22 protein-coding genes are annotated in these 23,367 nt (G+C 66.5%); 7 read left to right on the forward strand and 15 right to left on the reverse strand.

Annotated elements, in window-relative coordinates; genetic code table 11:
- Positions 1 to 38: 38 nt before the first annotated feature.
- The 5 genes from BM060_RS20975 to sdhC form a co-directional block, all read right to left on the reverse strand.
- On the reverse strand, positions 39 to 2,870 hold the full coding sequence (locus BM060_RS20975; protein WP_074982647.1) for a 2-oxoglutarate dehydrogenase E1 component: 2,832 nt from the start codon (positions 2,868 to 2,870) through the stop codon (positions 39 to 41).
- A gap of 250 nt (positions 2,871 to 3,120) precedes the next feature.
- Positions 3,121 to 3,828, reverse strand: a complete 708-nt coding sequence (locus tag BM060_RS20980) for a succinate dehydrogenase iron-sulfur subunit (protein WP_074982649.1) — start codon at positions 3,826 to 3,828, stop codon at positions 3,121 to 3,123.
- Positions 3,829 to 3,839: 11 nt separating this feature from the next.
- Positions 3,840 to 5,612 carry a succinate dehydrogenase flavoprotein subunit gene (gene sdhA, locus BM060_RS20985; protein ID WP_074982650.1) on the reverse strand — a complete coding sequence of 591 codons (1,773 nt, stop codon included), beginning with the start codon at positions 5,610 to 5,612 and terminating at the stop codon, positions 3,840 to 3,842.
- A gap of 3 nt (positions 5,613 to 5,615) precedes the next feature.
- The gene (gene sdhD / locus BM060_RS20990) at positions 5,616 to 5,984 is read right to left on the reverse strand and encodes a succinate dehydrogenase, hydrophobic membrane anchor protein (RefSeq protein ID WP_074982652.1); all 369 of its coding nucleotides are present in this window, start codon (positions 5,982 to 5,984) and stop codon (positions 5,616 to 5,618) included.
- On the reverse strand, positions 5,978 to 6,364 hold the full coding sequence (gene sdhC / locus BM060_RS20995; protein WP_167364784.1) for a succinate dehydrogenase, cytochrome b556 subunit: 387 nt from the start codon (positions 6,362 to 6,364) through the stop codon (positions 5,978 to 5,980). Before sdhC ends, sdhD begins: the two co-directional genes overlap by 7 nt.
- 356 nt (positions 6,365 to 6,720) lie before the next feature.
- On the opposite strand from sdhC, the gene gltA reads away from it, so the two are divergent.
- Positions 6,721 to 8,007: a citrate synthase gene (gltA, locus tag BM060_RS21000; protein WP_074982655.1), complete on the forward strand. Its 1,287-nt coding sequence runs from the start codon at positions 6,721 to 6,723 to the stop codon at positions 8,005 to 8,007.
- 362 nt (positions 8,008 to 8,369) lie between these two features.
- Here gltA and BM060_RS21005 read toward each other — a convergent pair whose 3' ends face one another.
- Together BM060_RS21005 and BM060_RS21010 are read right to left on the reverse strand one after the other, a co-directional pair.
- Positions 8,370 to 8,978, reverse strand: a complete 609-nt coding sequence (locus BM060_RS21005; RefSeq protein ID WP_135500019.1) for an START domain-containing protein — start codon at positions 8,976 to 8,978, stop codon at positions 8,370 to 8,372.
- A 136-nt stretch (positions 8,979 to 9,114) separates the two neighbouring features.
- Positions 9,115 to 9,369 carry a YkgJ family cysteine cluster protein gene (locus BM060_RS21010; RefSeq protein WP_009619371.1) on the reverse strand — a complete coding sequence of 85 codons (255 nt, stop codon included), beginning with the start codon at positions 9,367 to 9,369 and terminating at the stop codon, positions 9,115 to 9,117.
- 175 nt (positions 9,370 to 9,544) lie between these two features.
- Between BM060_RS21010 and BM060_RS21015 the strand changes: the two genes are divergently transcribed.
- On the forward strand, positions 9,545 to 9,886 hold the full coding sequence (locus BM060_RS21015) for a DMT family protein (RefSeq protein WP_009619370.1): 342 nt from the start codon (positions 9,545 to 9,547) through the stop codon (positions 9,884 to 9,886).
- Position 9,887: 1 nt separating this feature from the next.
- On the opposite strand, the gene BM060_RS21020 is transcribed toward BM060_RS21015, so the two are convergent.
- The gene (locus BM060_RS21020; RefSeq protein ID WP_074982657.1) at positions 9,888 to 10,760 is read right to left on the reverse strand and encodes an NAD(P)-dependent oxidoreductase; all 873 of its coding nucleotides are present in this window, start codon (positions 10,758 to 10,760) and stop codon (positions 9,888 to 9,890) included.
- 132 nt (positions 10,761 to 10,892) lie between these two features.
- On the opposite strand from BM060_RS21020, the gene BM060_RS21025 reads away from it, so the two are divergent.
- Positions 10,893 to 11,432, forward strand: coding sequence for a 3'-5' exonuclease (locus BM060_RS21025; protein ID WP_074982659.1), 540 nt, complete (start codon positions 10,893 to 10,895; stop codon positions 11,430 to 11,432).
- Positions 11,433 to 11,519: 87 nt separating this feature from the next.
- Entirely contained in the window at positions 11,520 to 11,801 is a 282-nt protein-coding gene (ppnP, locus tag BM060_RS21030) for a pyrimidine/purine nucleoside phosphorylase (RefSeq protein ID WP_074982661.1), read from the forward strand.
- A gap of 194 nt (positions 11,802 to 11,995) precedes the next feature.
- Here the strand turns inward: ppnP and BM060_RS21035 are convergent, their stop codons facing one another.
- The gene (locus BM060_RS21035; protein ID WP_074982663.1) at positions 11,996 to 13,006 is read right to left on the reverse strand and encodes an AraC family transcriptional regulator; all 1,011 of its coding nucleotides are present in this window, start codon (positions 13,004 to 13,006) and stop codon (positions 11,996 to 11,998) included.
- 336 nt (positions 13,007 to 13,342) lie between these two features.
- On the opposite strand from BM060_RS21035, the gene antA reads away from it, so the two are divergent.
- From antA to antC, 3 genes are read left to right on the forward strand one after another with little or no spacing between them, the layout of a single operon-like run.
- Positions 13,343 to 14,737, forward strand: coding sequence for an anthranilate 1,2-dioxygenase large subunit (gene antA, locus BM060_RS21040; RefSeq protein ID WP_074982665.1), 1,395 nt, complete (start codon positions 13,343 to 13,345; stop codon positions 14,735 to 14,737).
- Positions 14,734 to 15,225 carry an anthranilate 1,2-dioxygenase small subunit gene (gene antB / locus BM060_RS21045; protein WP_009619357.1) on the forward strand — a complete coding sequence of 164 codons (492 nt, stop codon included), beginning with the start codon at positions 14,734 to 14,736 and terminating at the stop codon, positions 15,223 to 15,225. The genes antA and antB overlap by 4 nt, the downstream gene beginning before the upstream one ends.
- 10 nt (positions 15,226 to 15,235) lie before the next feature.
- Positions 15,236 to 16,252 (forward strand): anthranilate 1,2-dioxygenase electron transfer component AntC, encoded by a 1,017-nt coding sequence (gene antC / locus BM060_RS21050; RefSeq protein WP_074982667.1) that lies wholly within the window; start codon positions 15,236 to 15,238, stop codon positions 16,250 to 16,252.
- 430 nt (positions 16,253 to 16,682) lie between these two features.
- Here antC and BM060_RS21055 read toward each other — a convergent pair whose 3' ends face one another.
- The 6 genes from BM060_RS21055 to BM060_RS21075 all read right to left on the reverse strand — a co-directional run bounded on the left by BM060_RS21055 (position 16,683) and on the right by BM060_RS21075 (position 23,299).
- A complete protein-coding gene (locus BM060_RS21055; RefSeq protein ID WP_074982670.1) occupies positions 16,683 to 17,639 on the reverse strand; it encodes a LysR substrate-binding domain-containing protein in 957 nt (318 codons plus the stop codon).
- A 20-nt stretch (positions 17,640 to 17,659) separates the two neighbouring features.
- Positions 17,660 to 17,785: a hypothetical protein gene (locus tag BM060_RS33390; RefSeq protein ID WP_255314656.1), complete on the reverse strand. Its 126-nt coding sequence runs from the start codon at positions 17,783 to 17,785 to the stop codon at positions 17,660 to 17,662.
- Between the two features lie 68 nt (positions 17,786 to 17,853).
- On the reverse strand, positions 17,854 to 19,533 hold the full coding sequence (locus BM060_RS21060) for an arylsulfatase (RefSeq protein WP_074982672.1): 1,680 nt from the start codon (positions 19,531 to 19,533) through the stop codon (positions 17,854 to 17,856).
- Between the two features lie 47 nt (positions 19,534 to 19,580).
- Complete coding sequence (locus tag BM060_RS21065) at positions 19,581 to 20,921, reverse strand: MFS transporter (RefSeq protein ID WP_074982675.1); 1,341 nt, start codon at positions 20,919 to 20,921, stop codon at positions 19,581 to 19,583.
- 33 nt (positions 20,922 to 20,954) lie between these two features.
- Positions 20,955 to 22,217, reverse strand: coding sequence for an OprD family porin (locus BM060_RS21070; protein ID WP_074982677.1), 1,263 nt, complete (start codon positions 22,215 to 22,217; stop codon positions 20,955 to 20,957).
- A gap of 86 nt (positions 22,218 to 22,303) precedes the next feature.
- Entirely contained in the window at positions 22,304 to 23,299 is a 996-nt protein-coding gene (locus tag BM060_RS21075) for an MBL fold metallo-hydrolase (protein ID WP_074982679.1), read from the reverse strand.
- Positions 23,300 to 23,367 lie beyond the last annotated feature (68 nt).

Here is a 23,367-nt window from a genome sequence, read left to right on the forward strand (position 1 = left end):
TGTGTTTCCTTAAATTCGGTATCTACTGCGCGTTGGCGTTAAACAGTGAAGGCGTCTTGCAGCAGTTTTTCCTGCTGCTCGGCGTGCATCGAAGCGTAGCCGCAAGCCGGGGCGGCCGAGCCGTCGCGGCCGGCGTATTCCAGGTTGAGGCCCTTCTTGTGCGCGGCGATGACACGGCGCATGTGGTGCTGCGAGCAGTACCAGGCACCCTGGTTCATCGGCTCTTCCTGGCACCAGACGATGTGCTTGAGGTTCTTGTACTGCGACAGGACCTCGGCCAGGTCGTCTTCCGGGAACGGGTAGAGCTGTTCCAGGCGGACGATCGCGATGTTCTCGCGGCCTTCGGCGCGGCGCTTCTCCAGCAGGTCGTAGTACACCTTGCCGCTGCACAGGACGATGCGGTCGACCTTCTTCGGATCCAGGCTGTCGATCTCGTTGATGACGGTCTGGAACGAGCCGTTGGCCAGGTCTTCCAGGGTCGAGATGGCCAGCTTGTGGCGCAGCAGCGACTTCGGCGTCATGACGATCAGCGGCTTGCGCAGCGGACGGATCACCTGGCGGCGCAGCATGTGGTAGACCTGAGCCGGGGTGGTCGGCACGCAGACCTGGATGTTCTGCTCGGCGCACAGCTGCAGGTAACGCTCCAGACGCGCGGAGGAGTGCTCCGGGCCCTGGCCTTCGTAGCCGTGCGGCAGCAGCATGGTCAGGCCGCACAGGCGCTGCCACTTGGTCTCGCCGCTGGTGATGAACTGGTCGATCACCACTTGCGCACCGTTGGCGAAGTCACCGAACTGGGCTTCCCAGACCACCAGCGCGTTCGGCATGGTGGTGGCGTAGCCGTATTCGAAGGCCAGCACCGCCTCTTCCGAGAGGAAGGAGTCGTACAGGCTGACACGCGGCTGGCCGTCGAACAGGTGGGCCAGGGGGATGTAGACCGAGTCGTCCTTCTGGTTGTGCAGCGCCGCGTGGCGGTGCGAGAAGGTGCCGCGGCCGACGTCCTGACCGGTCATGCGCACCGGGTGGCCTTCGAACAGCAGGGTGGCGTAGGCCAGGTTCTCGGCGAAGCCCCAGTTGATCGGCATGCCGCCGGCCGACATCTTGGCGCGGTCTTCGTAGATCTTCTGCACCTGGCGCTGCATGACGAAGCCGTCCGGAGTCTCCAGCAGCTTGTTGGACAGCTCCTGCAGGGTCTTCAGGTCGAAGCGGGTGTCGTGACGCGCGGTCCAGGCATGGCCGACGTACGGACGCCAGTCGACGAAGAGCTCCTTGTTCGGCTCCTTGACCAGGCTCTTCACCACGTGCAGGCCGTTGTCCAGGGCGTCGCGGTATTCGTCGACCTTCTCCTGGGCCTGCTCGGCGGTCTGCACGCCGGCGGCGATCAGCTCGTCGGCATACAGGTCGCGGGTGGTGCGCTGCTTGGCGATCTGCTGGTACATCAGCGGCTGGGTGCCGCTCGGCTCGTCGGCCTCGTTGTGGCCGCGGCGGCGGTAGCAGACCAGGTCGATGACCACGTCACGCTTGAACTGCATGCGGTAGTCGACGGCCAGCTGGGTGACGAACAGCACCGCTTCCGGGTCGTCGCCGTTCACGTGGAAGATCGGCGCCTGGATCATCTTGGCAACGTCGGTCGCGTACTCGGTGGAGCGCGCGTCGTCCTGGCGGCTGGTGGTGAAGCCGACCTGGTTGTTGATCACGATGTGGATGGTGCCGCCGGTCTTGTAGGCACGGGTCTGGGACATCTGGAAGGTTTCCATGACCACGCCCTGCCCCGCGAAAGCGGCATCGCCGTGGATGGAAATCGGCACCACCTTGTCGCCGTTGCCGTCCTTGCGACGGTCCTGGCGGGCGCGTACCGAACCCTCGACCACCGGGGAGACGATCTCCAGGTGCGAGGGGTTGAACGCCAGAGCCAGGTGGACTTCGCCGCCGCTGGTCATGACGTTGGAGGAGAAGCCCTGGTGGTACTTCACGTCGCCGGAGCCCAGCTCGACCAGCTTCTTGCCTTCGAACTCGTCGAAGAGGTCGCGCGGGTTCTTGCCGAGGGTGTTGACCAGGACGTTCAGACGGCCACGGTGGGCCATGCCGATGACGATTTCCTTGACGCCGTAGGAACCGGAGCGCTGGATGATCTCGTCGACCATCGGAATCAGGCTCTCGCCGCCTTCCAGGCCGAAACGCTTGGTGCCCGGGTACTTGGTGCCCAGGTACTTCTCCAGGCCCTCGGCTGCGGTCAGGCGCTCCAGCAGGTGGGCGCGCGCCTCGGTGGAATACGCCGGACGACCGCGCACGCCTTCCAGGCGCTGGGCGAACCAGTGACGCTGCTCGGAATCGACGATGTGCATGAACTCGGCGCCGATGGTGCTGCAGTAGGTCTGCTTCAGGGCGTCGAGGATCTCGCGCAGGGTCGCCTCTTCCTTGCCGATGTAGAGCTCACCGGTGCGGAAGGTGGTGTCGAGGTCGGCGGCGGTCAGGCCGTAGTGATCCAGCGACAGGTCCGAAGGCGCGGTGCGCACCCAGAGGCCCAGCGGATCGAGCTTCGCGGCCTGATGTCCACGCAGCCGGTACGCCAGGATCAGGCGCAGGACTTCGACCTGCTTCTTCTCGTGCTCGGTGCTGACGCTGCCGGCGGAAACGGGCGCAGCGCGGCGCTGGTTCTTGGCCAGGAGTACGAAATGATCGCGGATGGAGGAATGCGAGACGTCGGGGGCGGGATTGCCGTCGGCGGGGAGCTTCTGGAAGTATGTGCGCCACTCTTCTGGCACAGCGTTCGGGTCGTGCAGGTAGAGCTCGTAGAGCTCTTCGACGTAGGCAGCGTTCCCACCGGATAGATGGGCACTGTTCCACATCCGCTGCATTACGCTTTCGTGCATGCTTGGTCACCCTCGGTAAGGGGACTCCACCTGATGGAACTCTCGGGAGACCCAGCCCTGTGCAGCGACTGGTAGCCACAAAGGTTCCCGCAGATAGTCCGGGTACCAGCCCGGATGCCCCTGCTGGTCATATATACGTTTTCAGAGTCAGAACCCCGGCTTTGTGGGCTGGGGCCCGTTGCAACCGTACCGCCGGACAATGTTCCGGCGGCACGGGTATTGCTCTTTTCGCACGCGACGGCGAGTGGGATCAGGTCCCGCTCTGCAGCAGCATGTTGCGAATGTGACCGATGGCCTTGGTCGGGTTCAGGCCTTTCGGGCAGACATTCACGCAGTTCATGATTCCACGGCAACGGAACACGCTGAACGGATCGTCCAGGCTCGCCAGGCGCGACTGGGTTTCCGTGTCGCGGCTGTCGGCCAGGAAGCGATAGGCTTGCAGCAGCGCGGCGGGGCCGAGGAACTTGTCCGGGTTCCACCAGAACGACGGGCAGGAGGTCGAGCAGCAGGCGCACAGGATGCACTCGTACAGACCGTCCAGCTTTTCGCGCTCTTCGGGGGTTTGCAGGCGTTCGATCGCCGGCGCGGCATACTTGTTCTGCAGATACGGCTTAACGCTCTCGTACTGCTTATAGAAGATGCGCATATCGACGACCAGGTCACGGATCACCGGCAGGCCCGGCAGCGGACGCAGCACCAGCTTGCCGCCCTTCAGGCCGGCGGCCGACAGCGGAGTGATGCAGGCCAGGCCGTTCTTGCCATTGATGTTCATGCCGTCGGAGCCGCAAACGCCTTCACGGCAGGAACGACGGTAGGAGAAGCCCTCGTCCTGTTCCTTGATCAGCGCCAGCACGTCCAGGACCATCACGTCCTTGCCCTGGGTATCGACGTCGAAGTCCTGCATGTAGGGTGCAGAGTCCTTCTCCGGGTTGTAGCGGTAAACACTTACTTTCAACATGACGGGCACCCTTAGTAAGTACGAACCTTGGGTTCGAATGCCGGAACGGTCTTCGGCGCGAAGTTGACGGCACGCTTGGCAACGCGTTTCTCACCCGGGAAGTACAGGGTGTGGCACAGCCAGTTCTCGTCGTCGCGCTCCTCGAAGTCTTCGCGGGCATGGGCGCCGCGGGACTCTTTGCGGTTTTCGGCCGCGATGGCGGTGGCTTCGGCCACCTCGAGGAGGTTCTGCAGTTCCAGCGCTTCGATGCGCGCCGTGTTGAAAGCCTGGCTCTTGTCGTTGATCTTGACGGTGGCGATGCGCTCGCGCAGGTCAGCCAGTTGAGCGATACCCTTCTGCATGTATTCGCCGGTACGGAATACACCGAAGTAGTTCTGCATGCACTGCTGCAGTTCGCGTTTGAGCGGGGCGACTTCTTCGCCGCTGGTGCGCTCGTTCACGCCGTTCAGGCGCTTGAAGGAGGCTTCCAGGTCGGACTCGGAGGCGCCGCGGTGCTCGATGCCCTCTTTCAGGGCCTTTTCCAGGTGCAGGCCGGTAGCGCGGCCGAAGACCACCAGGTCGAGCAGCGAGTTGCCGCCCAGGCGGTTGGCGCCGTGTACCGATACGCAGGCGACTTCGCCGACCGCGAACAGGCCTTCGATGATGGTGTCGTTGCCGTTGGCGTCCATGGTCAGGGCCTGGCCATGGATGTTGGTGGCGACGCCGCCCATCATGTAGTGGCAGGTCGGGATGACCGGGATCGGCGCGACCACCGGGTCGACGTGGGCGAAGGTCTTGGACAGTTCGCAGATGCCGGGCAGGCGGCTGTGCAGGACTTCCTCGCCGAGGTGGTCGAGCTTCAGCAGTACGTGGTCCTTGTTCGGGCCCACGCCGTTGCCGGCGATCACTTCCTTGACCATCGAGCGGGCGACCACGTCGCGGCCGGCCAGGTCCTTGGCGTTCGGAGCGTAACGCTCCATGAAGCGCTCGCCATGGGCGTTGATCAGGTAGCCGCCTTCACCACGGCAACCTTCGGTGACCAGTACACCGGCGCCGGCGATGCCGGTCGGGTGGAACTGCCACATCTCGATGTCCTGCACCGGTACGCCGGCGCGCAGGGCCATGCCCACGCCGTCGCCGGTGTTGATCAGGGCGTTGGTGGTGGAGGCGTAGATGCGGCCTGCACCGCCGGTGGCCAGGACCACGGCCTTGGAGCGGATATAGATGGTGTCGCCGGTCTCGATGTCGATGGCGATGATGCCGACCACGTGGCCGTCCTGGTTCTTCACCAGGTCGACGGCGTACCACTCATTGAGGAAGGAGGTGCCGTTCTTCAGGTTGGCCTGGTACAGGGTGTGCAGCAGGGCGTGACCGGTACGGTCGGCCGCGGCGCAGGTACGGGCGGCCTGGCCACCCTTGCCGAAGTCCTTGGACTGGCCGCCGAACGGACGCTGGTAGATGCGGCCCTGCTCGGTACGGGAGAACGGCAGGCCCATGTGTTCCAGCTCGAACACGGCTTCCGGGCCGACGGAGCACATGTATTCGATGGCGTCCTGGTCACCGATGTAGTCGGAGCCCTTGACGGTGTCGTACATGTGCCAGCGCCAGTCGTCGTTCGGGTCGGCCGAAGCGATGGCGCAGGTGATGCCGCCCTGGGCGGAAACGGTGTGCGAACGGGTCGGGAAGACCTTGGTCACCACGGCGGTCTTGTGACCGCCCTGGGCCAGTTGCAGCGCGGCACGCATGCCGGCGCCGCCGCCACCAACGATGATGGCGTCGAAGGAGAGAGTGCGAATGCTTGCCATGGATCAGTTACCCCAGAGAATCTGCACACCCCAGACGAAGAATGCGAACATGGCCATGCCGCATACCGCCTGGACGAGGAAACGCACGACGGTCGCGGCTTTGCCTAGCGCCATCGGAGTCAGGTAGTCGGTGGTGATGGTCCACATGCCGACCCAGGCGTGCACGCTCAGGGCAACCAGCGTGAGAAGACTGAAGATCTTCATCAGGCTGTGGGAGAACAGACCATGCCACTCCTCGTAGGAGATGTTCGGGTGTGCGATCAGGTAACCCAGCAGGAAAAGCACGTAAGCCGCGAGAACGACCGCAGAAACGCGTTGGGCCATCCAGTCGTAGAGGCCGGAACGCGAGAAGTTAGTGACGTTAGTTACCATACCCAGACCCCCGCCAGAACGATCAGCACCACGGCAATGGCGATGACGATTTTCGAACCACGCTTGCCACCTTCCAGCGTCTCGCCGATACCTGCGTCCATGACGAGGTGACGAATGCCGGCTACCAGGTGGTAAAGCAGCGCGGAGAGCAGGCCCCAGATCACAAGCTTGGCCAACGGATGGGCCAGACACGCCTTCACCTGCTCGAAGCTGTCTTCCGATGCCAGGGACTTGTCGAGCGCGAACAGCAGCACGGCAATGCCCACGAACAGGATGACGCCAGAGATGCGGTGGAGAATGGACGTGTAAGCAGTGACAGGGAGTTTGATGGTCCTTAGGTCTAGGTTTACAGGTCGTTTGCTATTCACGGCTTTTTTCACACTGAGAGCCCTTCGAATTGCAGGGCTAGTTGTCGGGAGGTGCACTTGTCAGGTACCCATCACCTTCGGGAGTGACAACCGCCTGTGGAGCGAGGCCTGGAGGGCCCCAGCGGCTGGTCGCCGAGTATAGACAGTTAGGCTCCTAATGACAACGGAATCGCCTTCGCCTAAGGACTTATTGCCGCACCCCCATAAAAGGCGTAAATAGGCGATTTTTTTCGCCAAAACAGGCAGTTGGAGGGGCTGTCCGGTAGCGGTTCTTGCAAATTGACAATCGGATTTATCTCTCTATAGTGGTGCGGGCCCTGCGTGGGGGGTCGTACAGATGATTTCAAGCATTAATAGGAGGCCTAATCATGGCTGACAAGAAAGCGCAGTTGATCATCGAGGGCGCAGCCCCCGTCGAACTGCCCGTCCTCTCCGGCACGCTGGGCCCCGATGTAGTGGATGTGCGGGGTCTGACCTCCACGGGCCACTTCACGTTCGATCCTGGCTTCATGTCCACCGCCTCCTGCGAGTCGAAGATCACCTATATCGACGGCGACAAGGGCGTGCTGCTGCACCGCGGCTATCCGATCGAGCAACTGGCCGAGAAATCCGACTACCTGGAAACCTGCTACCTGCTGCTTAAGGGCGAACTGCCCACCGCCGAGCAGAAGGAACAGTTCGTCGGCACCATCAAGAACCACACCATGGTTCACGAGCAGCTGAAGACCTTCTTCAACGGCTTCCGCCGCGATGCCCACCCGATGGCCATCATGTGCGGCGTGATCGGCGCCCTCTCCGCCTTCTACCACGACTCCCTGGACATCAATAACCCCAAGCATCGCGAGATTTCCGCGCATCGCCTGGTCGCCAAGATGCCGACCATCGCCGCCATGGTGTACAAGTACTCCATGGGTCAGCCGATGATGTATCCGCGCAACGACCTGAGCTACGCAGAAAACTTCCTGCACATGATGTTCAACACCCCCTGCGAGACCAAGCCGATCAGCCCCGTGCTGGCCAAGGCCATGGACCGCATCTTCATCCTGCACGCCGACCACGAGCAGAACGCCTCGACCTCGACCGTGCGCCTGGCCGGCTCCTCCGGCGCCAACCCGTTCGCCTGCATCGCCTCCGGCATCGCCGCCCTCTGGGGCCCGGCCCACGGTGGTGCGAACGAAGCGGTACTGCGCATGCTGGACGAGATCGGTGACGTTTCGAACATCGACAAGTTCGTGGCCAAGGCCAAGGACAAGAACGATCCGTTCAAGCTGATGGGCTTCGGCCACCGCGTGTACAAGAACTTTGACCCGCGCGCCAAGGTCATGAAGCAGACCTGCGACGAGGTGCTCAGCGAGCTGGGCATCAACGATCCGCAGCTGGAACTGGCCATGAAGCTGGAAGAGATCGCCCGCCATGACCCCTACTTCGTGGAGCGCAACCTCTACCCGAACGTGGACTTCTACTCGGGCATCATCCTCAAGGCCATCGGCATCCCGACCAGCATGTTCACCGTGATCTTCGCCCTGGCGCGTACCGTGGGCTGGATCTCGCACTGGCAGGAAATGCTCTCCGGCCCGTACAAGATCGGCCGCCCGCGCCAGCTGTACACCGGCTACACCCAGCGCGACTTCGTCGACCTCGGCGCTCGCAAGTAAGTTTCGCCGGGATACGGAAAAGGCTGCTTCGGCAGCCTTTTTTGTTATCTGCTCGCGTGCCCTAGTACTTGTAGGAGCGAGCTTGCTTGCGAACTTTTATCCCGCGCTCCGATCCTCACGCCCCTGAGGCGTTCCGGTGCATGCGGAGGTTTCTGCGTAGGGCGCATAACGCCTATGGCGTTATCCGCCGAATCGCGGACAGAGTCCGCTCCTACGGTTCAGGGAAGCACTGGCGTAGGAGCGGACTTTGTCCGCGATTGGATTCACCGGCCACGCTGGGCATCCCGTTCGCCGGCAGCTCAGGACAGCCCGCAAACACAAAAAAGGCCGCCCCCAGGCGGCCTTTTCCATAACACCAAGCCTCAGCGCTTCTCCGCCGCCGCCCGCAGCCCCTTCAGGGTATTCATCGGCGCATCCACCACGAAGCTGTTGGCCAGCCACGACGGAATGCTGCCGCCCGGCTCGGTCTGCACCTGGTAGGTCACCTCGGTGACGCCCGCGCCCTTGGGCACCAGCTTCCATTCGCCGACCAGCTTGGGCACGCGGATCTCGCCCTTCTCTTCCGGAATGTAGGTCGGTTCGGCCTGCAGGTGGCGGATGAGGCCGCCGTCGGCGGTCTTCTCGGTGGTCACGTGGATCACCACGTCGCGGCCGGTCACAGGCCAGGGCATGTCGATCTTCGAGTAGGTCCAGGAATTGTCGCCTTCGCTCTTGAGCAGGCGCATCTCGGCGCAGGCGTGGATCCACTTGCAGGAGCCCTTCACGTCTTCCTGCAGGGCATTGATGCTGGCCACGTCGGCCTTGATGTCGACCACGCCGCGGTAGGCCTTGTACTTGGAGCCCGGGACGCTGCTCAGGTAGACCTTGACGCCGTCCTGGTCCTTGGCCAGTTGCCAGTCCTCGGCCATGGCGGCGCCGGAGGCGCCCAGCAGGGCGGCGCTCAACAGGGTCATACGCAGGATGCCACGCATCGTCATCTTCCTCTGGTTATTGTTGGTCTGGCCGGGCCGGCGAAGGGCCGTACCCGTTGCAAATCCGCGATCCTGAGCGGTTCGGCAGTCAGGATGGGCGCCAGTATGGCCCCTGAAAACGTGACTTCCAAGTCACTCAGGCGGCGGTGATCCGTTCCCATTCGGCGAGGATGCGCAGCGCCTCCTCGTTGCTGCTGCCGCAAGCCTCGGCGTCGGCGTCGAAGGCCGCGCACACCGCCGGGCGCTCGGGCCGGCCGAACAGGCGGCAGAGGTTGCGCTCGTCCAGTTGCACGCAGCGCACGCCCGCGGGCTTGCCGCCGGGCATGCCGGGGATGGGCGAGGAAATCGACGGCGCCACGCAGCAGGCGCCACAGCCGGCACGGCATTGCATCGTTGCTGGGCTCATAAAAAGGCACGGAGGAAGATCGCGCACCGCAGGGCCGGTGCGCGGCGCGGAGGATAAGCCCAGCGGCGCGCGCCGCCAAGGGCCTTGCATCGCCAGCCCCTCTTGGCGGCGCGAGCGCGGCGATTTAGGCTGGCGCCCTCCTCACCTCCGAGAGCTCCCCATGCCGGTCTGGGCCCAAACCGCCACCCTCCTGGCGTTCTCCAACCTGTTCATGACCTTCGCCTGGTACGGCCACCTGAAGACGCTGAACACCAAGCCCTGGATCATCGCCGCCCTGGTCAGCTGGGGCATCGCGCTGTTCGAGTACCTGCTGCAGGTGCCGGCCAACCGCATCGGCTATACCGCGCTGTCGGTGGGTCAGCTGAAGATCATGCAGGAGGTCATCACCCTGGCGGTGTTCGTGCCCTTCAGCGTGTTCTTCATGCAGCAGCCGCTGAAGCTGGACTACCTGTGGGCGGGCCTGTGCCTGCTGGGCGCGGTCTACTTCATCTTCCGCAGCTGATTCACCCGCGCGGCTTCAGCCGGGTGATCAGGCTGGAAGTATCCCAACGCCCGCCACCGCCGGCCTGCACTTCGGCATAGAACTGGTCGACCAGCGCCGTCACCGGCAGCTGCGCGCCGTTGTGCCGCGCCTCGTCGAGCACGATGCCGAAGTCCTTGCGCATCCAGTCCACGGCGAAGCCGAAGTCGAAGCGCCCTTCCAGCATGCTCTTGTGACGATTCTCCATCTGCCAGGACTGCGCCGCGCCCTTGCTGATGACCTCGATGGCGGCCTCGCCGTCCAGGCCCGCGCACCGGGCGAAATGCAGGGCCTCGGACAGGCCCTGGAGCAGGCCGCCGATGCAGATCTGGTTGACCATCTTGGTCAGTTGCCCCGCGCCGCTGTGGCCCATCAGCCGGACCATCCGCGCATAAGCGGCGATCAGCGGCTCGGCGCGCCGGTAGAAGGCTTCCTCGCCGCCCACCATCACCGTCAGCGCGCCGTTCTCGGCACCGGCCTGGCCGCCGGAGACCGGCGCGTCGAGGAAGCCCAGCTCGCGCTCGGCGGCCTGCACCGCCAGCTCCCTGGCCACCGCCGCCGAGGCCGTGGTGTGGTCGACGAAGACGCTCCCCGGCTGCATCCCGGCGAGGGCGCCGTCCGGCCCCAGCACCACGCTGCGCAGGTCGTCGTCGTTGCCCACGCAGCACATCACGAATTCCGCCTGCGCCGCGGCCTCGCACGGCGTGGGCGCGGAGCTGCCGCCGTGCTCGGCGACCCACTGCGCGGCGCGCGCCGGGGTACGGTTGTAGACGCAGACCTCATGCCTCTTGGCCTGCAGATGCCCGGCCATGGGATAGCCCATGACGCCCAGGCCGATGAACGCGACTTTCGCCATGGCTCGGTTCCCCTGTTGTCGATCGGGCTAGCCTAGCAGCGGTTTGCCGAGCCCCGAAAGGCCTTCCATACTGCATGCCAGGCGCCGCGCACGCGGTCCGGACCGTCCCACTTCAGCGCACGAGCAGGCCCTATGCCCCACTGGCTGGTGATCGACCTGGAAGCCACCACCGAGGAAGGCGGCTGGCCGGTCGAGGAAATGGAGATCATCGAGATCGGCGCGAGCCTCGTGGCCGCCGCCGACGGCCGCGAGCTGGACCACTTCCAGCGCTTCGTGCGGCCGCAGCGCCGCCCGCTGCTGACCAGCTTCTGCCGCGAACTCACCCACATCAGCCAGGCCGACGTCGACGGCGCCGCACCGCTCACCGAGGTCTGGCCGCAGTTCGAGCGCTGGCTCGCGCAGCACAGCCCGCGCCTGGCCGGCTGGGCCAGCTGGGGCGACAACGACCGCCGCCAGCTGGAACTGGAATGGCGCCAGCAGCACATCGACAGCCATCTGAGCCAGGTGCCGCACCTGAACCTCAAGCAGCGCTTCGCCCAGGCCCGCCAGCTCAAGCGCCCGGTGGGCCTGAACACCGCGCTGCAACTGGCCGGACTGCATTTCCAGGGCCAGCAGCACCGCGCCCTGGAAGACGCGCGCAACACCGCCCGGCTGCTGCCGCTGGCGCTGTGACGGCCGCGTAGTGACGCTGCCCATCGCCTTGGGCATACTGGCGCTCCTTTTTTCGCCCTCCCTACCCCCTGTTGCAGGAGCAGCCCCATGTTCAAGGTCAACGAGTACTTCGACGGCACCGTCAAATCCATCGCCTTCGGCATGACCGAGGGCCCGGCCACCATCGGCGTCATGGCCCCCGGCGAGTACGAATTCGGCACCAGCCAGTTGGAGATCATGCACGTGGTCGCCGGCGCCCTGACCGTCAAGCTGCCGGGCAGCGACGAGTGGGAAACCTTCGCCGCCGGCAGCCAGTTCACCGTGCCGGGGAACAGCAAGTTCCAACTGAAGGTCGCGGTGGAGACTGCTTACCTCTGCGAATATCGCTGAGTTCGGGTGGTGTGGTGAAGAAACCGGCCTTTGGGGCCGGTTTTTTATTGGGTGGCTTGCGAAAGCAGTGGCGTAATGCCGAAGAGCGCCCTCTCCCTAACCCTCTCCCTGAAGGGAGAGGGCTGGGGAGAGGGAGCGGAGTTACCCCTGGCACCGGAGCAACCGGTAAGCGCCATTCGCGAGCAAGCTCGCTCCTACACTCCCCCTCTCCCACCAAGCCTCTGCAACCGCTGCTGCGTAGCACTGGGCGTCTCCCCGAACAGCTTGCGATAGTCCCCCGCAAAACGCCCCAGGTGAGCAAACCCCCACCCCATCGCGATCTCCGAGATGCTACGCGCCCCACCCGCAAGAATGTCCTCGCGCACCCCATGCAGCCGGTAGTGCTTCAGATAGGTCATGGGCGCACTGCCAAAGTACCTGCGAAACCCCTCGAACAGCTTGAACCGCGACACCCCGGCAGCCTCTTCCAAGTCGTCCAGGCACAATGCCTCACGAGCATGGGCATGGATGTGCTCGCGGGCGCGAAGCAGGTAGTGCGGCACCTTCTCGGCCAGGCAGCGGCGCAGCGCCTCGCTGTAGTTGTTCGGCTGGGCGAGGATCAGCCCCTTGAGCAGCGCGCGCTCCAGGTCGCGGCTGAAGAAGGCCTGGCCGAACAGCTCGCTCAGCGCCATCTCCTCGTTCAGGTGGCGGACCATGCGCCACCAGGCGGCCGCCGCGCCGTCCCGGGCGTCCATCTCCGGCTCGAACACCAGGGGCTGCTCGGCCGGGCGCTGGAGCATTTCCTCCAGGGTCCGGCGCATGGCCAGCAGCGGTATCACCACCTGCAGCTTGCGGCAGTCGCCGGTGATGTTCAGTTCCTGGCTCTGGTTGGGCGAGACGATCACCCCGCGCTGCGGGTTCGACTGCAGGTAGCGCCCGGCCACGCTCAACTCCTGCTCGCCCACCAGCGGCAGGCTCAGGCTGTAGCTGTTGAAGCGCTCGGTCTCGACGATGCCGATGGTCACCTCAGTGCCGTACTCGATACAGCCCAGGGTGGTGGACATGCCCTTGAGCACGCTGCCGCTGTGCTGGAAGCGAACCGCCTCGGGGTGGCCGGCATGCAGGCGATGGGGCCCGCAGATGGCCGACATCCAGTTGCGGGCGGCGGCAAGGTCGAGGCGATCGGCGTGGATGTCACGGAAGTGACCGGGGTTCTTCGGATTCATCGCTGGGCACTCACGGCTTGTTCGGGGCGGCTCTGACGGCGCTTGCGCCCAGTGTGCAGCAAGACGCGTACCCCCGGGCCACGGATCGTCGGCAAAGCCTCAGTATGCGGATAGTGTTCGACCACTTTCCGGACCATTCGCACCCCGTCGGCGCCCCGCCCGCCCCCTCCACCGCCGCCCGGCGCACCGCGGCTGGGCAACTTCTACCCAGCCCCTGCACCGCGGTGTTACCCCGCCGCCAATTTTGCGGATCGCCTTCCCCCACTGGGCGGATAGACCGCCATGGCGCGCCGGCCGTGAAATGGAGCCACCGATCCGCCCGATGGGACAACAACAATGAACGCACCAAGCAAGAGCCTTGCGCAGTGGCAGGACTACATCCGTGGCTGCCTGGACTTCCGCCCCGTCGAAGGGGTGTACCGCATCGCCCGGGACATGTTCACCGAGCCGGAACTGTTCGACCTGGAGATGGAACTGATCTTCGAGAAGCAGTGGATCTACGCCTGCCACGAAAGCGAAATCCCCAATCCCAACGACTTCATCACCCTGCGCGCCGGGCGCCAGCCGATGATCGTCACCCGCGACGCCGGCGGCCAGTTGAACGCCCTGGTCAACGCCTGCCAGCACCGCGGCGCCACCCTCACCCGGGTGTGCAAGGGCAACCAGTCCACCTTCACCTGCCCGTTCCACGCCTGGTGCTACAAGAGCGACGGGCGCCTGGTGAAGGTCAAGGCGCCGGGCGAATACCCGGCGGACTTCGACAAGGCCAGCCGCGGCCTGAAGAAGGCGCGCATCGACAGCTACAGGGGCTTCGTCTTCATCAGCCTGGACGTGACCGCCACGGACAGCCTGGAAGACTTCCTCGGCGATGCGAAAGTGTTCTTCGACATGATGGTGGCGCAGTCCCCCAGCGGCGAGCTGGAAGTGCTGCCGGGCCGCTCCGCCTACACCTTCGAGGGCAACTGGAAGCTGCAGAACGAGAACGGCCTGGACGGCTATCACGTCAGCACCGTGCACTACAACTACGTGGCCACCGTGCAGCACCGCCAGCAGGTCAACGTCGAGAACGGCACCGCCAGCGGCACCCTGGACTACAGCAAGCTCGGCGCCGGCGACGCGCAGACCGACGACGGCTGGTTCAGCTTCCGCAACGGCCACAGCGTGCTGTTCAGCGACATGCCCAACCCCGCCGTGCGCCCCGGCTACGCCAGCGTGATGCCGCGCCTGGTCGAGGAACACGGCCAGGCCAGGGCCGAGTGGATGATGCACCGCCTGCGCAACCTGAACATCTACCCCAGCCTGTTCTTCATGGACCAGATCAGCTCGCAGCTGCGCATCGTCCGCCCGCTGGCCTGGAACAAGACCGAAGTCATCAGCCAGTGCATCGGCGTGAAGGGCGAGTCCGACCTGGACCGCGAGAACCGCATCCGCCAGTTCGAGGACTTCTTCAATGTCTCCGGCATGGGCACCCCGGACGACCTGGTGGAATTCCGCGAGCAGCAGCGCGGCTTCCAGGGCCGCCTGGAGCGCTGGAGCGACATCTCCCGCGGCCACGGCAAGTGGGTCGAGGGCCCGACGCCGAACAGCCAGACGCTGGGCATCGCCCCCGTGCTCACCGGCACCGAGATCACCCACGAAGGCCTCTACGTCAACCAGCACCAGCACTGGCAGCGCTTCCTCCTCGCCGGCCTGGAACGCAAGGCCCTGCAACCCAGGGAGGTGCAGGCATGAACGCGCAACTGCAATACCGGGTGGAACAGTTCCTCTACCGCAACGCCGAGGCCTGCGACGCCCAGGACTGGGACGCCTACCTCGACATGTTCAGCGAGGACAGCGAGTTCCACGTCCCGCAGTGGGATTCCGAGCACGTCTACACCACCGACCCCAAGCGCGGCATGTCGCTGATCTACTACCCCAGCCGCGCCGGCCTGGAGGACCGGGTGTTCCGTATCCGCACCGGCAAGGCCGCCTCGACCATCCCCATGCCGCGCACCCTGCACGGCATCGACAACGTGCGCATCCGCGAACTGGACGGCGGCGAGCTGGAAGTGCGCGCCAACTGGCACACGCTGTTCTACCGCCTGGAGACGCCCGGGCAGTTCTTCGGCCACGCCACCTACCGCCTGCGTCCGCATGGCGAGAGCTGGCTGATCGCCCGCAAGCACGTGCTGCTGCTCAACGACCGCATCGATTCGGTGCTCGACTTCTACCACCTGTGAGGATGGCCCGATGAACCACAAGGTCGCCTTCAGCTTCGCCGACGGCAAGACGCTGTTCTTCCCCGTGCAGGGCAACGAAATCCTGCTCGACGCGGCGCTGCGCAACGGCATCAAGATTCCCCTGGACTGCCGCGAGGGCGTCTGCGGCACCTGCATGGGCCGCTGCGAGTCCGGCAGCTACGCGATGGACTATGCCGACGAGGAAACCCTCTCCGCCGAGGACCTGGCCCAGCGCAAGATCCTCAGTTGCCAGACCCGCGTGCAGTCCGACGCCGCGTTCTACTTCGACTTCGACTCCAGCCTGTGCAGCGCCGCCGGCCCGGCCAGCCACCGCGGCGTGGTCAGCGGCGTCGAGCAGGTCTCGGCGAGCACCGCCATCCTGCGCCTGCAGGTCGAAGGCCCGGCGCTGGACTACCTGCCCGGCCAGTACGCGCGCCTGCGCGTGCCGGGCACGGACGCGGTGCGCTCCTACTCCTTCGCCAACCGGCCCAATGCGCAGAACCAGCTGCAGTTCCTCATCCGCCTGCTGCCCGACGGCGCCATGAGCGACTACATCCGCGAGCGCTGCAAGCCGGGCGACGAAATCCGCTTCGAGGCGCCGCTGGGCGCCTTCTACCTGCGCCACGTCGAACGCCCGCTGCTGCTGGTGGCCGGCGGCACCGGGTTGTCGGCCTTCCTCGGCATGCTCGACGAGCTGGCCGAGGCCAACGGCTGCGACCAGCCGGTGCGCCTGTACTACGGCGTACGCCAGGCGGCGGACCTCTGCGAGCTGGAACGCATCGCCGGCTACGCCGAGCGCATCCCAGACTTCGCCTTCACCCCGGTGATCAGCGATGACGCCGGCTGGGATGGAAAGCGCGGCTACGTCATCGAGCACTTCGACGCCGCGGCCCTGCGCGATGCGCCCTTCGACATGTACCTGTGCGGCCCGCCGCCGATGGTCGAGTCGGTGAAGGAATGGTTGCAGGCGCAGGGCCTGGAGAACGGCCGGCTGTACCTGGAGAAATTCACCCAGAGCAACAATTGATCCCGTGAACGCTGCGGGTGGGCTGGGCGTAGGGCGAATAACCGTTCGCGGTTATCCGCCGTTGGCCCGAAACACCGCGGCTCTGTATCGCTTGGTAGGAGCGGGCCCTGCCCGCGATTCGCGCGCAGGGCGCGCTCCTACAGGGGAATGGCGTGGTTGGGGCAGCGTAGGAGCGGATCTCATCCGCGAACCGCGCCGATACCTCCCGCTATCGCGGACAAGGTCCGCTCGTTGCTTTCTGGGTTCCCGCGTTCGCGGGAATGACGTCGAAAAACATGATTCTCACCCCATCATTCCCGCGAACGCGGGAACCCAATAGAAGGTGCAGGAGAAACGCCATCGTAGGATGGCGTTGAGCGAAGCGATACCCATCACCACGGCCCCATGGGTTTCGCAAGCTCAACCCATCCTACGAAAAGCGGCGGTGACTTCACCCCTCCTCGCCCAGTTCCTCGCTGGCGGCGCGCAGGCATTCGCGGAACAGCCGCGCCGCCGGGCCCAGTTCGCGGCCGCTGGGGTGGAAGCAGCCGATGTCGCCGAAGCGCAGCGCGATATCCAGCTCGAAGGCGCGGACACCACCGCCATCGGCCAGTTGCCGGGCGGTTTCCAGGGGCAGCAGGCCGACGGTCTGCTGGTCCTGCATCAGGGCGACGTTGGTGAGCACCGACAGCGACTCGATGACGTTGCCCGGCAGCGCCAGGCCGGCCTGGGCGAACAGGTGGTCCACTGTCTGCCGCAGCAGCGAGCCGGGCGGCGGCAGCACCCAGGGGTAGGCATGCAGCTCGGCCAGGCTCACCGCGCCGCCGGCATGCAGCGGGTGGCCCTGGCCGCCGACGATGCACAGGCGTTCGTCGTAGAGCACGTCCACGCCCAGCGCCCGCGCCTCGCCGCGGGCCTGCCAGTCGTCCGGCACGCGGCCCACCACCAGGTCCACCTCGCCGCCGATGAGGGCCGGGAACAGCTGGTCGAACTGGCCGATGCGCACCGACACCAGCACCCGCGGCGCACGGCTCTTGAGCAGGCGCAGGGCGCGCGGCAACAGCGAGGTGGAGGCGGAGATCAGGGTACCCACCACCACGTGCCCGGAAGTGCCGTCGCGGAAGGCCTCCACCTCGTCGCTCAGGGCCCGCAGCTCGGCGAGCATCGAGCGCGCCCGACGCAGCACCAGCTCGCCCAGTTCGGTGACCTTCACCCCGCGGTTGCTGCGTTCGAGCAGCGGCGCGTCGAAGTACGACTCCAACTCGTGGATGACCTTGGTCACCGCCGGCTGGGTCAGGTTCAGCACCTGCGCCGCGCGCAGCAGCGAACCGCTCTGCACCACCTGGTCGAGCACCACCAACTGGTAGAACTTCAGCTTGCGCGCGACCGATACCACACTCGACTTCATCGACTACCCCGACATCCGGCTCAGAAACGGAAAGTACCACGCATCGACAGGCAGGCCGTGCCGTCGCCAGCCCGGGTGAGCGCCGGCAGGCCCGGCCTGGGAGTGAACGGAGTGGTTTTCTTCGGGATGCGGGCGAGCATCGGCATGGGCGGTCCTCATGTCGGAAATGGCAACGGAGGTGGCCCGGCCGTAATGGCCGGGCCTGCAAAGGGGTTCATCGGGAGCTGGCGGCTTCCAGCAGCTGCGGCACCAGCGGCCTGCCCTGCGCGTCCAGGCGCAGGTTGTTGCGCTGGGCATAGGCGCGCCAGTCGCGCAGCAGCTCGGCCAGCGCCTGGGGCCGCTGCATGGCCAGGTCGTGGCGCTCGCCCGGATCGCTGGCGAGGTCGTAGAGGCGCCAGCGCGCCTGGGCGTCCTTGACGTCGTAGAGCAGCTTCAGCGAGCCCTTGCGCAGGGCGGCGTTGCCATTGAGCTCCCAGCCCAGCGGCTCGTCGGCGGCATGCACGCGCGCGTCGCGGCCGAACAGCAGCGGCAGCATGGACAGGCCCTGCGGCGGGATGACCTCGCGGCCCCGGTAGCGCGGCCCGGGCTGCTCGGCGCCGGCCAGCTCCAGCAGCGTCGGCAGCAGGTCGTGCACCCGCGCCAGCTGCGTGTTGCGCCCGGCGGCGATGCGCTGGGGCATGTAGGCGAACAGCGGCACCCGGTAGCCGCCCTGGTAGGTGGTCATCTTGTAGCGCCGCCCCGGCAACGAGCTGACCTGCGCCCAGGCGCTGCCCTGCAACAGGAAGGAGTCGCGCCGGCCGTAGTTTTCCAGGCGGTTGTCGAAGTGCTCCGCCACCCACCTGGCGTCCATGCTGTCGCGCCCTTCCGGGCCGTTGTCGGACATGAACAGCACCAGGGTGTTGTCCAGTTGCCCGCTGCGGCGCAGGTGGTCGAGCAGGCGGCCGACCTCGGCGTCGAAGGCCTCGACCATGGCCGCATAGACCTCCATGGTGCGCGCCGACTGGCGCTGCTGTTCGTCGCTCAGCGTGGACCAGGCCGGCACGCCCTCCAGTTGCGCCTGCGAGGGATAGCCCTCGGGGATCAGCCCGAGTTCGCGCTGGCGCGCCAGGCGCTGGTCGGCGATGGCCTGGTAGCCGGCGTCGTAGCGCCCGCGGTACTTCGCCAGGTAGGCGTCCGGCGCCTGCAGCGGCCAGTGCGGCGCTGTGTAGGCGGCGAAGGCGAAGAACGGCCGGCCGTCGCCGGCGCGGCGGTCGATCATCTCGATCAGGCGGTTGGTGTACCAGGTGCTGGAGTAGAAGTCGTCCGGCAACCCGATGGGCTGGCCGTCGTGCAGGTAGGTGGTGCTGTAGTTGGGCAGCAGCGCCATGTTGGCCTGCTTGAAGTTGGCCGCGCCGCCTTCGAGCAGCACGTAGGACTCCTCGAAGCCCCGCTTTTGCGGCTGCAGTTCCGGCTGCTTGCCCAGGTGCCACTTGCCGGCAATGTAGGTGTGGTAGCCGGCATCGCCCAGCAGCTCGGCGAGGGTCGGCACCCTGGCCGCCAGCACGCCCTCGTAGCCGGGACGCAGGCGTTCGCGCTGCGCAGGTGGCAGGCGGCCGCGCCATTCGGCCATCATGCCGACGCCGACCAGGTGCGGGTCGTTGCCCGAGAGCAGCGCCGAGCGCGTGGTGGAGCAACTGGGCGTGGCGTGGAAGTCGAGGAAGGTCATGCCCTGGCGGGCCAGGCGGTCGAGGTTGGGGGTGGCGATTTCACCACCCAGCGCGCCTATGTCGGAAAAGCCCAGGTCGTCGGCGACGATCAGCAGCACGTTGGGCCGCTGGCCGCCGTCGGCGGCCTGGGCGAAGGGTAATGCGCTGGCCAGCAGCGCAGCGGCCAGCCACTTGAGCAAGGTATGCATGGGGATGGAACCCTCCTTCCTGTCGTTGTCGGCCAGCCGCGGGCACCTCAGGCGAGTTCGCCCCGCGGGGTGCCCGGTGCGCGGCGCAGGGCCATGACGAACAGCGCCAGGCTGGCCAGCAGCGCTGGCGCGGCGAGCCAGATGAAGAACACCTGCAGGCCACCGGCGGCCTCGAACAGCCAGGCGCCGAGCAGCGAACCGATGATCGAGCCGGCGCGCCCGGCGCTCAGCGCCCAGCTCACGCCGGTGGCGCGGGCGTGGGTCGGGTACAGGGTGGCGGCGAGGATGCTCAGGTTGTTCAGCGCGCCGGTGAGGGTGAAGCCCACGGCGAAGACCATCAGCAGCAGCGCCAGGCCGTTGCCCAGCTGGGTGCCGGTCAGCGCCAGGGCCACGGCGGCGCACAGGCACAGCGGCGGCAGCAGGCGCTGGGCGCCGAAGCGGTCCATCAGCAGGGCCATGACGATGCCGCCGATCACCCCGCCGAAGGGGATCATCGCGGCGATGTGCGAGGTCTCCTGGGTGCCGTAGCCGCTGCCGCGGAGGATGGTCGGCAGCCAGCTGGTCAGCAGGTAGAAGACGAACAGGCAGCAGAAGAAGGTCAGCCACAGCATCAGGGTGCGCAGCGCCCGGCCCTCGGCGAACAGCGTCGAGGCCGGCGAGCGCTGTTGCGCGGCGGCGACGTCGCCGACCAGGGTCGCTTCGTCCAGATCCTGGCGCCCGCTGATGCGCCCGAGGATCGCCCGCAGCCGCTGGGCGTGCGCCGGGCTGCCGGCCATGAAGCAGGTGGATTCCGGCAGCGCCAGGACCAGCGCCGGCAACAGCACCAGCGGCGCCAGGCCGCCGCACAGCAGCAGGCCCTTCCAGCCCACCAGCGGCAGCAGCAGGCCGGCCACCCAGCCGCCCAGGGCCAGGCCCAGGGTGAAGCCGGAATAGCTCAGGGTCACCAGCAGCATGCGCCGCCGCGCCGGCGAGTATTCCGAGCTGAGGGTGATGGCGTTGGGCAGCACGCCGCCCAGGCCCAGGCCGGTGAAGAAGCGCAGCGCGGTGAGCACCTCGATGTTCGGCGCCAGGGCGCAGGCCAGGGTGCCCAGGGCGACTATGCCCAGGCTGAGCAGCAGGACGAACTTGCGGCCCTTGCGGTCGGCCACCGGGCCGAAGCCGACACTGCCCACCAGCATGCCGAACAGCCCGGCGGCGAAGGCCGGGGCCAGTTGGCCGCGGGTGATGCCCCAGTCGCGGATCAACTCGGGGGCGATGTAGCCGATGGCGGCGGTGTCGAAGCCGTCGAGCACCACCACCAGGAAGCACAGCAGCAACACGCGGATCTGCAGGGCGGACAGCGGACTGTTGTCGATCACGTCGCTGACGCGCAGGGTTTGTCTGTTCATGGCGTTCTTCTCGTTGTTAGAGGATGGGCCGGCTCAGAAGAGCTTCCAGGTGTAACTGAGGATCAGGCGGTTCTCGTCGACGTCGGTGAGGTAGTTGGAGCGGGCCACGGCGTTGCGCAGGCGGACGTTCAGCCCGGCCAGCGGGCCGCCCTGCAGCGTGTAGGCCAGCTCCAGGTCGCGCTCGCGGTCGCGGCCCTCGAAGCCCCTGCCGGTGTCGACGTTGCTGCCGCGCAGGTAGCGCAGCGTGGTGCTCAGGCCGGGGATGCCGAGGGCGGCGAAGTCGTAGTCGTGGCGCACCTGCCAGGAACGCTCGTCGGCCGAGGCGAACATGAAAGTGGGCACCTCGTTGCCCAACGGCGCGACGTTGGGGAATACCCGCGGGAAGCCGTCGTCGCCGAACATGCCCTGGTAGCCGACGTAGAAGGTGTGCCCGCCGCGCCTGGCCGAGAGCAGCGCGTAGAAGGCGCGGTTGTCCAGGTTGCCGAGCAGGCGCTTGCCGTCCTCGTTGGCGTCGTAGTAGCCGAGGTTGCCGCCCAGCACCCAGTCGCCGACGCTCTGGCTGTGCTTGAGGCCGACAAAGCCCTGGCGGTAGATGTCTTCCAGCTGGCCGTACCACAGGCTGGCGCGGGTGCGCTTGGCGTTGAAGTCATAGTCGCCACCGGCGAAGTTGAAGGCGTCGCTTTCCACCTGGCGGTAGGGCGTCGCGCCGACCATCGCCTGCAGGTCGCTGGTGCCGGCCTCGTTGCGCATGCTGTAGGACTTCAGCCGGCCCGCCTGCAGGGCCAGGCCGGGAATCTCCGCGGAGGCCAGCATGGCGCCCTGGTAGGTCGGCGGCAGCAGGCGGTTGTCGCTGGCCGGCAGCACCGGCAGGTTGGGCTGCAGTTCGCCGAGCTTGAGTTCGCTGTGCGAGACCTTCGCCTTCAGCGCCACGCCCAGGCGGCTGTAGTCGTCCGGCGCGCGGCCGTCGCCGTCCACCGGCAGCAGGCCGGTGTTGGCCCGGTCCGGGCTGCTGTCCAGCTTCAGGCCGAGCAGGCCGATGGCGTCCACGCCGAAGCCCACGGGGCCCGGCGTGTAGCCGGAACGGAAGTCGAGGATGAAGCCCTGGGCCCACTCCTCCGCCTTCGATTGCCGGCTGGCGCCGACGATGTCCGAATAGTCGCGGCTGAAGTAGTAGTTGCGCGCCTGCAGGGTGGCGCTGGCGCCCTCGACCAGGCCCTCGCCGGCCTCGACCTGGGGCAGCGCCGCCAGGGTGCCGGAGGCGAGCACCGCCAGGGACAGTTTGGGGTGATTGCTCATGCTGCTTGCACTCTTCTCGTTGTTGTAGGCAAAGCGTCCCCTGCCACCGGCAGCCCGGCGGCAGGAATGAGTCGGTAGCGGAGTCGTCAGTTCACCGGTTCGCGCTGGCGCAGCGCGGCGTCGTAGGGCTCGCGCAGCACGCCCTTGGGCGTCAGTTCGAAGGCCATCAGGTCCTGGCCGATGACGAAGGAACCGTCGTAGCCCTGGGCCACGCGCGAACGGATGTCCTCTTCGGAGGCGCGGCCGATGTCACCACGGCTGTACAGCGAGATGTGCGAGAACACCGCATCGCGCGGACGCGTCTCGCTGAGCACTTTCGCCACCGTCTCCGGGTTGGCCAGGTAGTCGTAGAAGTGCTTCACGTAGTCGGGGTAGGCCTTTTCCAGCTGATGGCTGGCGATCGACAGGGAGTGCACCAGCAGGTCCACGCCCTTGGCCTGGCGGACCAGGTTGGGGGCATAGGTGGTGTCGCCGGAGAGCACCACCGACCGCCCCGCGTAGTCGATGCGATAGCCGTACGCCGGCTTCACGTAGCCGTGGTCCACCAGGAACGCGGTGACCTTCACGCCCTCCTTGTCGAAGACCACACCGCCTTCCGCCGGTATGGCCTGGTCGGCGATGCGAGCGGCCTGCGCGTTGGTCTCCTTGCCGCGGATGCGGTTGTTCTCGCTGAACATCTGCTCGATGCCCCGCGCCACGCTGTCGATGCCCTTGGGCCCATAGACCGGCAGGGCCCGGGTGCGCCGGCCGTCGTCGGTGGGCAGCGGCGCGGTGGCGTACAGGTCCGGCAGGCCGGTGAAGTGGTCGGAGTGCAGGTGCGTGATGAACACCGCTTCGATATCGCGCAGCGGCACCTGCAGCTGGTGCAGGCGGATGGCGGCGCCGCGCCCGGCGTCGAACAGCAGCTTGTGCGGGCCGGCCTCGACCAGGGTGCTCATGCCGAAGCGGTTGACGTTGAGGATGGGGGTCCCGGTGCCCAGCAGGGTCACCTTGATGCTGTCTTCCGCCGCCGCGGAGGCGGGGGCGCCATGCAGCGCCAGCAAGGTGGCGCCGACGGCGCCCAGGATGCGCAGAGCTTTCATCGTGTTCTACCTTCTATTGTTGTTATTGGTCGCTTGGCCGGTACCGGCCCGGCACGCCCAGCCATTAG

Origin of the sequence: Pseudomonas citronellolis, assembly GCF_900112375.1 — a bacterium.
Lineage (GTDB): Bacteria > Pseudomonadota > Gammaproteobacteria > Pseudomonadales > Pseudomonadaceae > Pseudomonas > Pseudomonas citronellolis.

Excerpts from the sequence above, each read along its gene's own strand:
- gltA (WP_074982655.1), top strand. The coding sequence starts at position 6,721 with ATGGCTGACAAGAAAGCGCAGTTGATCATCGAGGGCGCAGCCCCCGTC.
- BM060_RS21065 (WP_074982675.1), bottom strand. The coding sequence starts at position 20,921 with ATGAACAGACAAACCCTGCGCGTCAGCGACGTGATCGACAACAGTCCG.
- BM060_RS21070 (WP_074982677.1), bottom strand. The coding sequence starts at position 22,217 with ATGAGCAATCACCCCAAACTGTCCCTGGCGGTGCTCGCCTCCGGCACC.
- sdhA (WP_074982650.1), bottom strand. The coding sequence starts at position 5,612 with ATGGCAAGCATTCGCACTCTCTCCTTCGACGCCATCATCGTTGGTGGC.
- BM060_RS21005 (WP_135500019.1), bottom strand. The coding sequence starts at position 8,978 with ATGCGTGGCATCCTGCGTATGACCCTGTTGAGCGCCGCCCTGCTGGGC.
- BM060_RS33390 (WP_255314656.1), bottom strand. The coding sequence starts at position 17,785 with ATGCCGATGCTCGCCCGCATCCCGAAGAAAACCACTCCGTTCACTCCC.
- BM060_RS21075 (WP_074982679.1), bottom strand. The coding sequence starts at position 23,299 with ATGAAAGCTCTGCGCATCCTGGGCGCCGTCGGCGCCACCTTGCTGGCG.
- BM060_RS21025 (WP_074982659.1), top strand. The coding sequence starts at position 10,893 with ATGCCCCACTGGCTGGTGATCGACCTGGAAGCCACCACCGAGGAAGGC.
- ppnP (WP_074982661.1), top strand. The coding sequence starts at position 11,520 with ATGTTCAAGGTCAACGAGTACTTCGACGGCACCGTCAAATCCATCGCC.
- BM060_RS20975 (WP_074982647.1), bottom strand. The coding sequence starts at position 2,870 with ATGCACGAAAGCGTAATGCAGCGGATGTGGAACAGTGCCCATCTATCC.
- BM060_RS21020 (WP_074982657.1), bottom strand. The coding sequence starts at position 10,760 with ATGGCGAAAGTCGCGTTCATCGGCCTGGGCGTCATGGGCTATCCCATG.
- BM060_RS21060 (WP_074982672.1), bottom strand. The coding sequence starts at position 19,533 with ATGCATACCTTGCTCAAGTGGCTGGCCGCTGCGCTGCTGGCCAGCGCA.
- antB (WP_009619357.1), top strand. The coding sequence starts at position 14,734 with ATGAACGCGCAACTGCAATACCGGGTGGAACAGTTCCTCTACCGCAAC.
- BM060_RS21010 (WP_009619371.1), bottom strand. The coding sequence starts at position 9,369 with ATGCAATGCCGTGCCGGCTGTGGCGCCTGCTGCGTGGCGCCGTCGATT.
- BM060_RS21055 (WP_074982670.1), bottom strand. The coding sequence starts at position 17,639 with ATGAAGTCGAGTGTGGTATCGGTCGCGCGCAAGCTGAAGTTCTACCAG.
- antA (WP_074982665.1), top strand. The coding sequence starts at position 13,343 with ATGAACGCACCAAGCAAGAGCCTTGCGCAGTGGCAGGACTACATCCGT.
- BM060_RS20980 (WP_074982649.1), bottom strand. The coding sequence starts at position 3,828 with ATGTTGAAAGTAAGTGTTTACCGCTACAACCCGGAGAAGGACTCTGCA.
- sdhD (WP_074982652.1), bottom strand. The coding sequence starts at position 5,984 with ATGGTAACTAACGTCACTAACTTCTCGCGTTCCGGCCTCTACGACTGG.
- antC (WP_074982667.1), top strand. The coding sequence starts at position 15,236 with ATGAACCACAAGGTCGCCTTCAGCTTCGCCGACGGCAAGACGCTGTTC.
- BM060_RS21015 (WP_009619370.1), top strand. The coding sequence starts at position 9,545 with ATGCCGGTCTGGGCCCAAACCGCCACCCTCCTGGCGTTCTCCAACCTG.
- BM060_RS21035 (WP_074982663.1), bottom strand. The coding sequence starts at position 13,006 with ATGAATCCGAAGAACCCCGGTCACTTCCGTGACATCCACGCCGATCGC.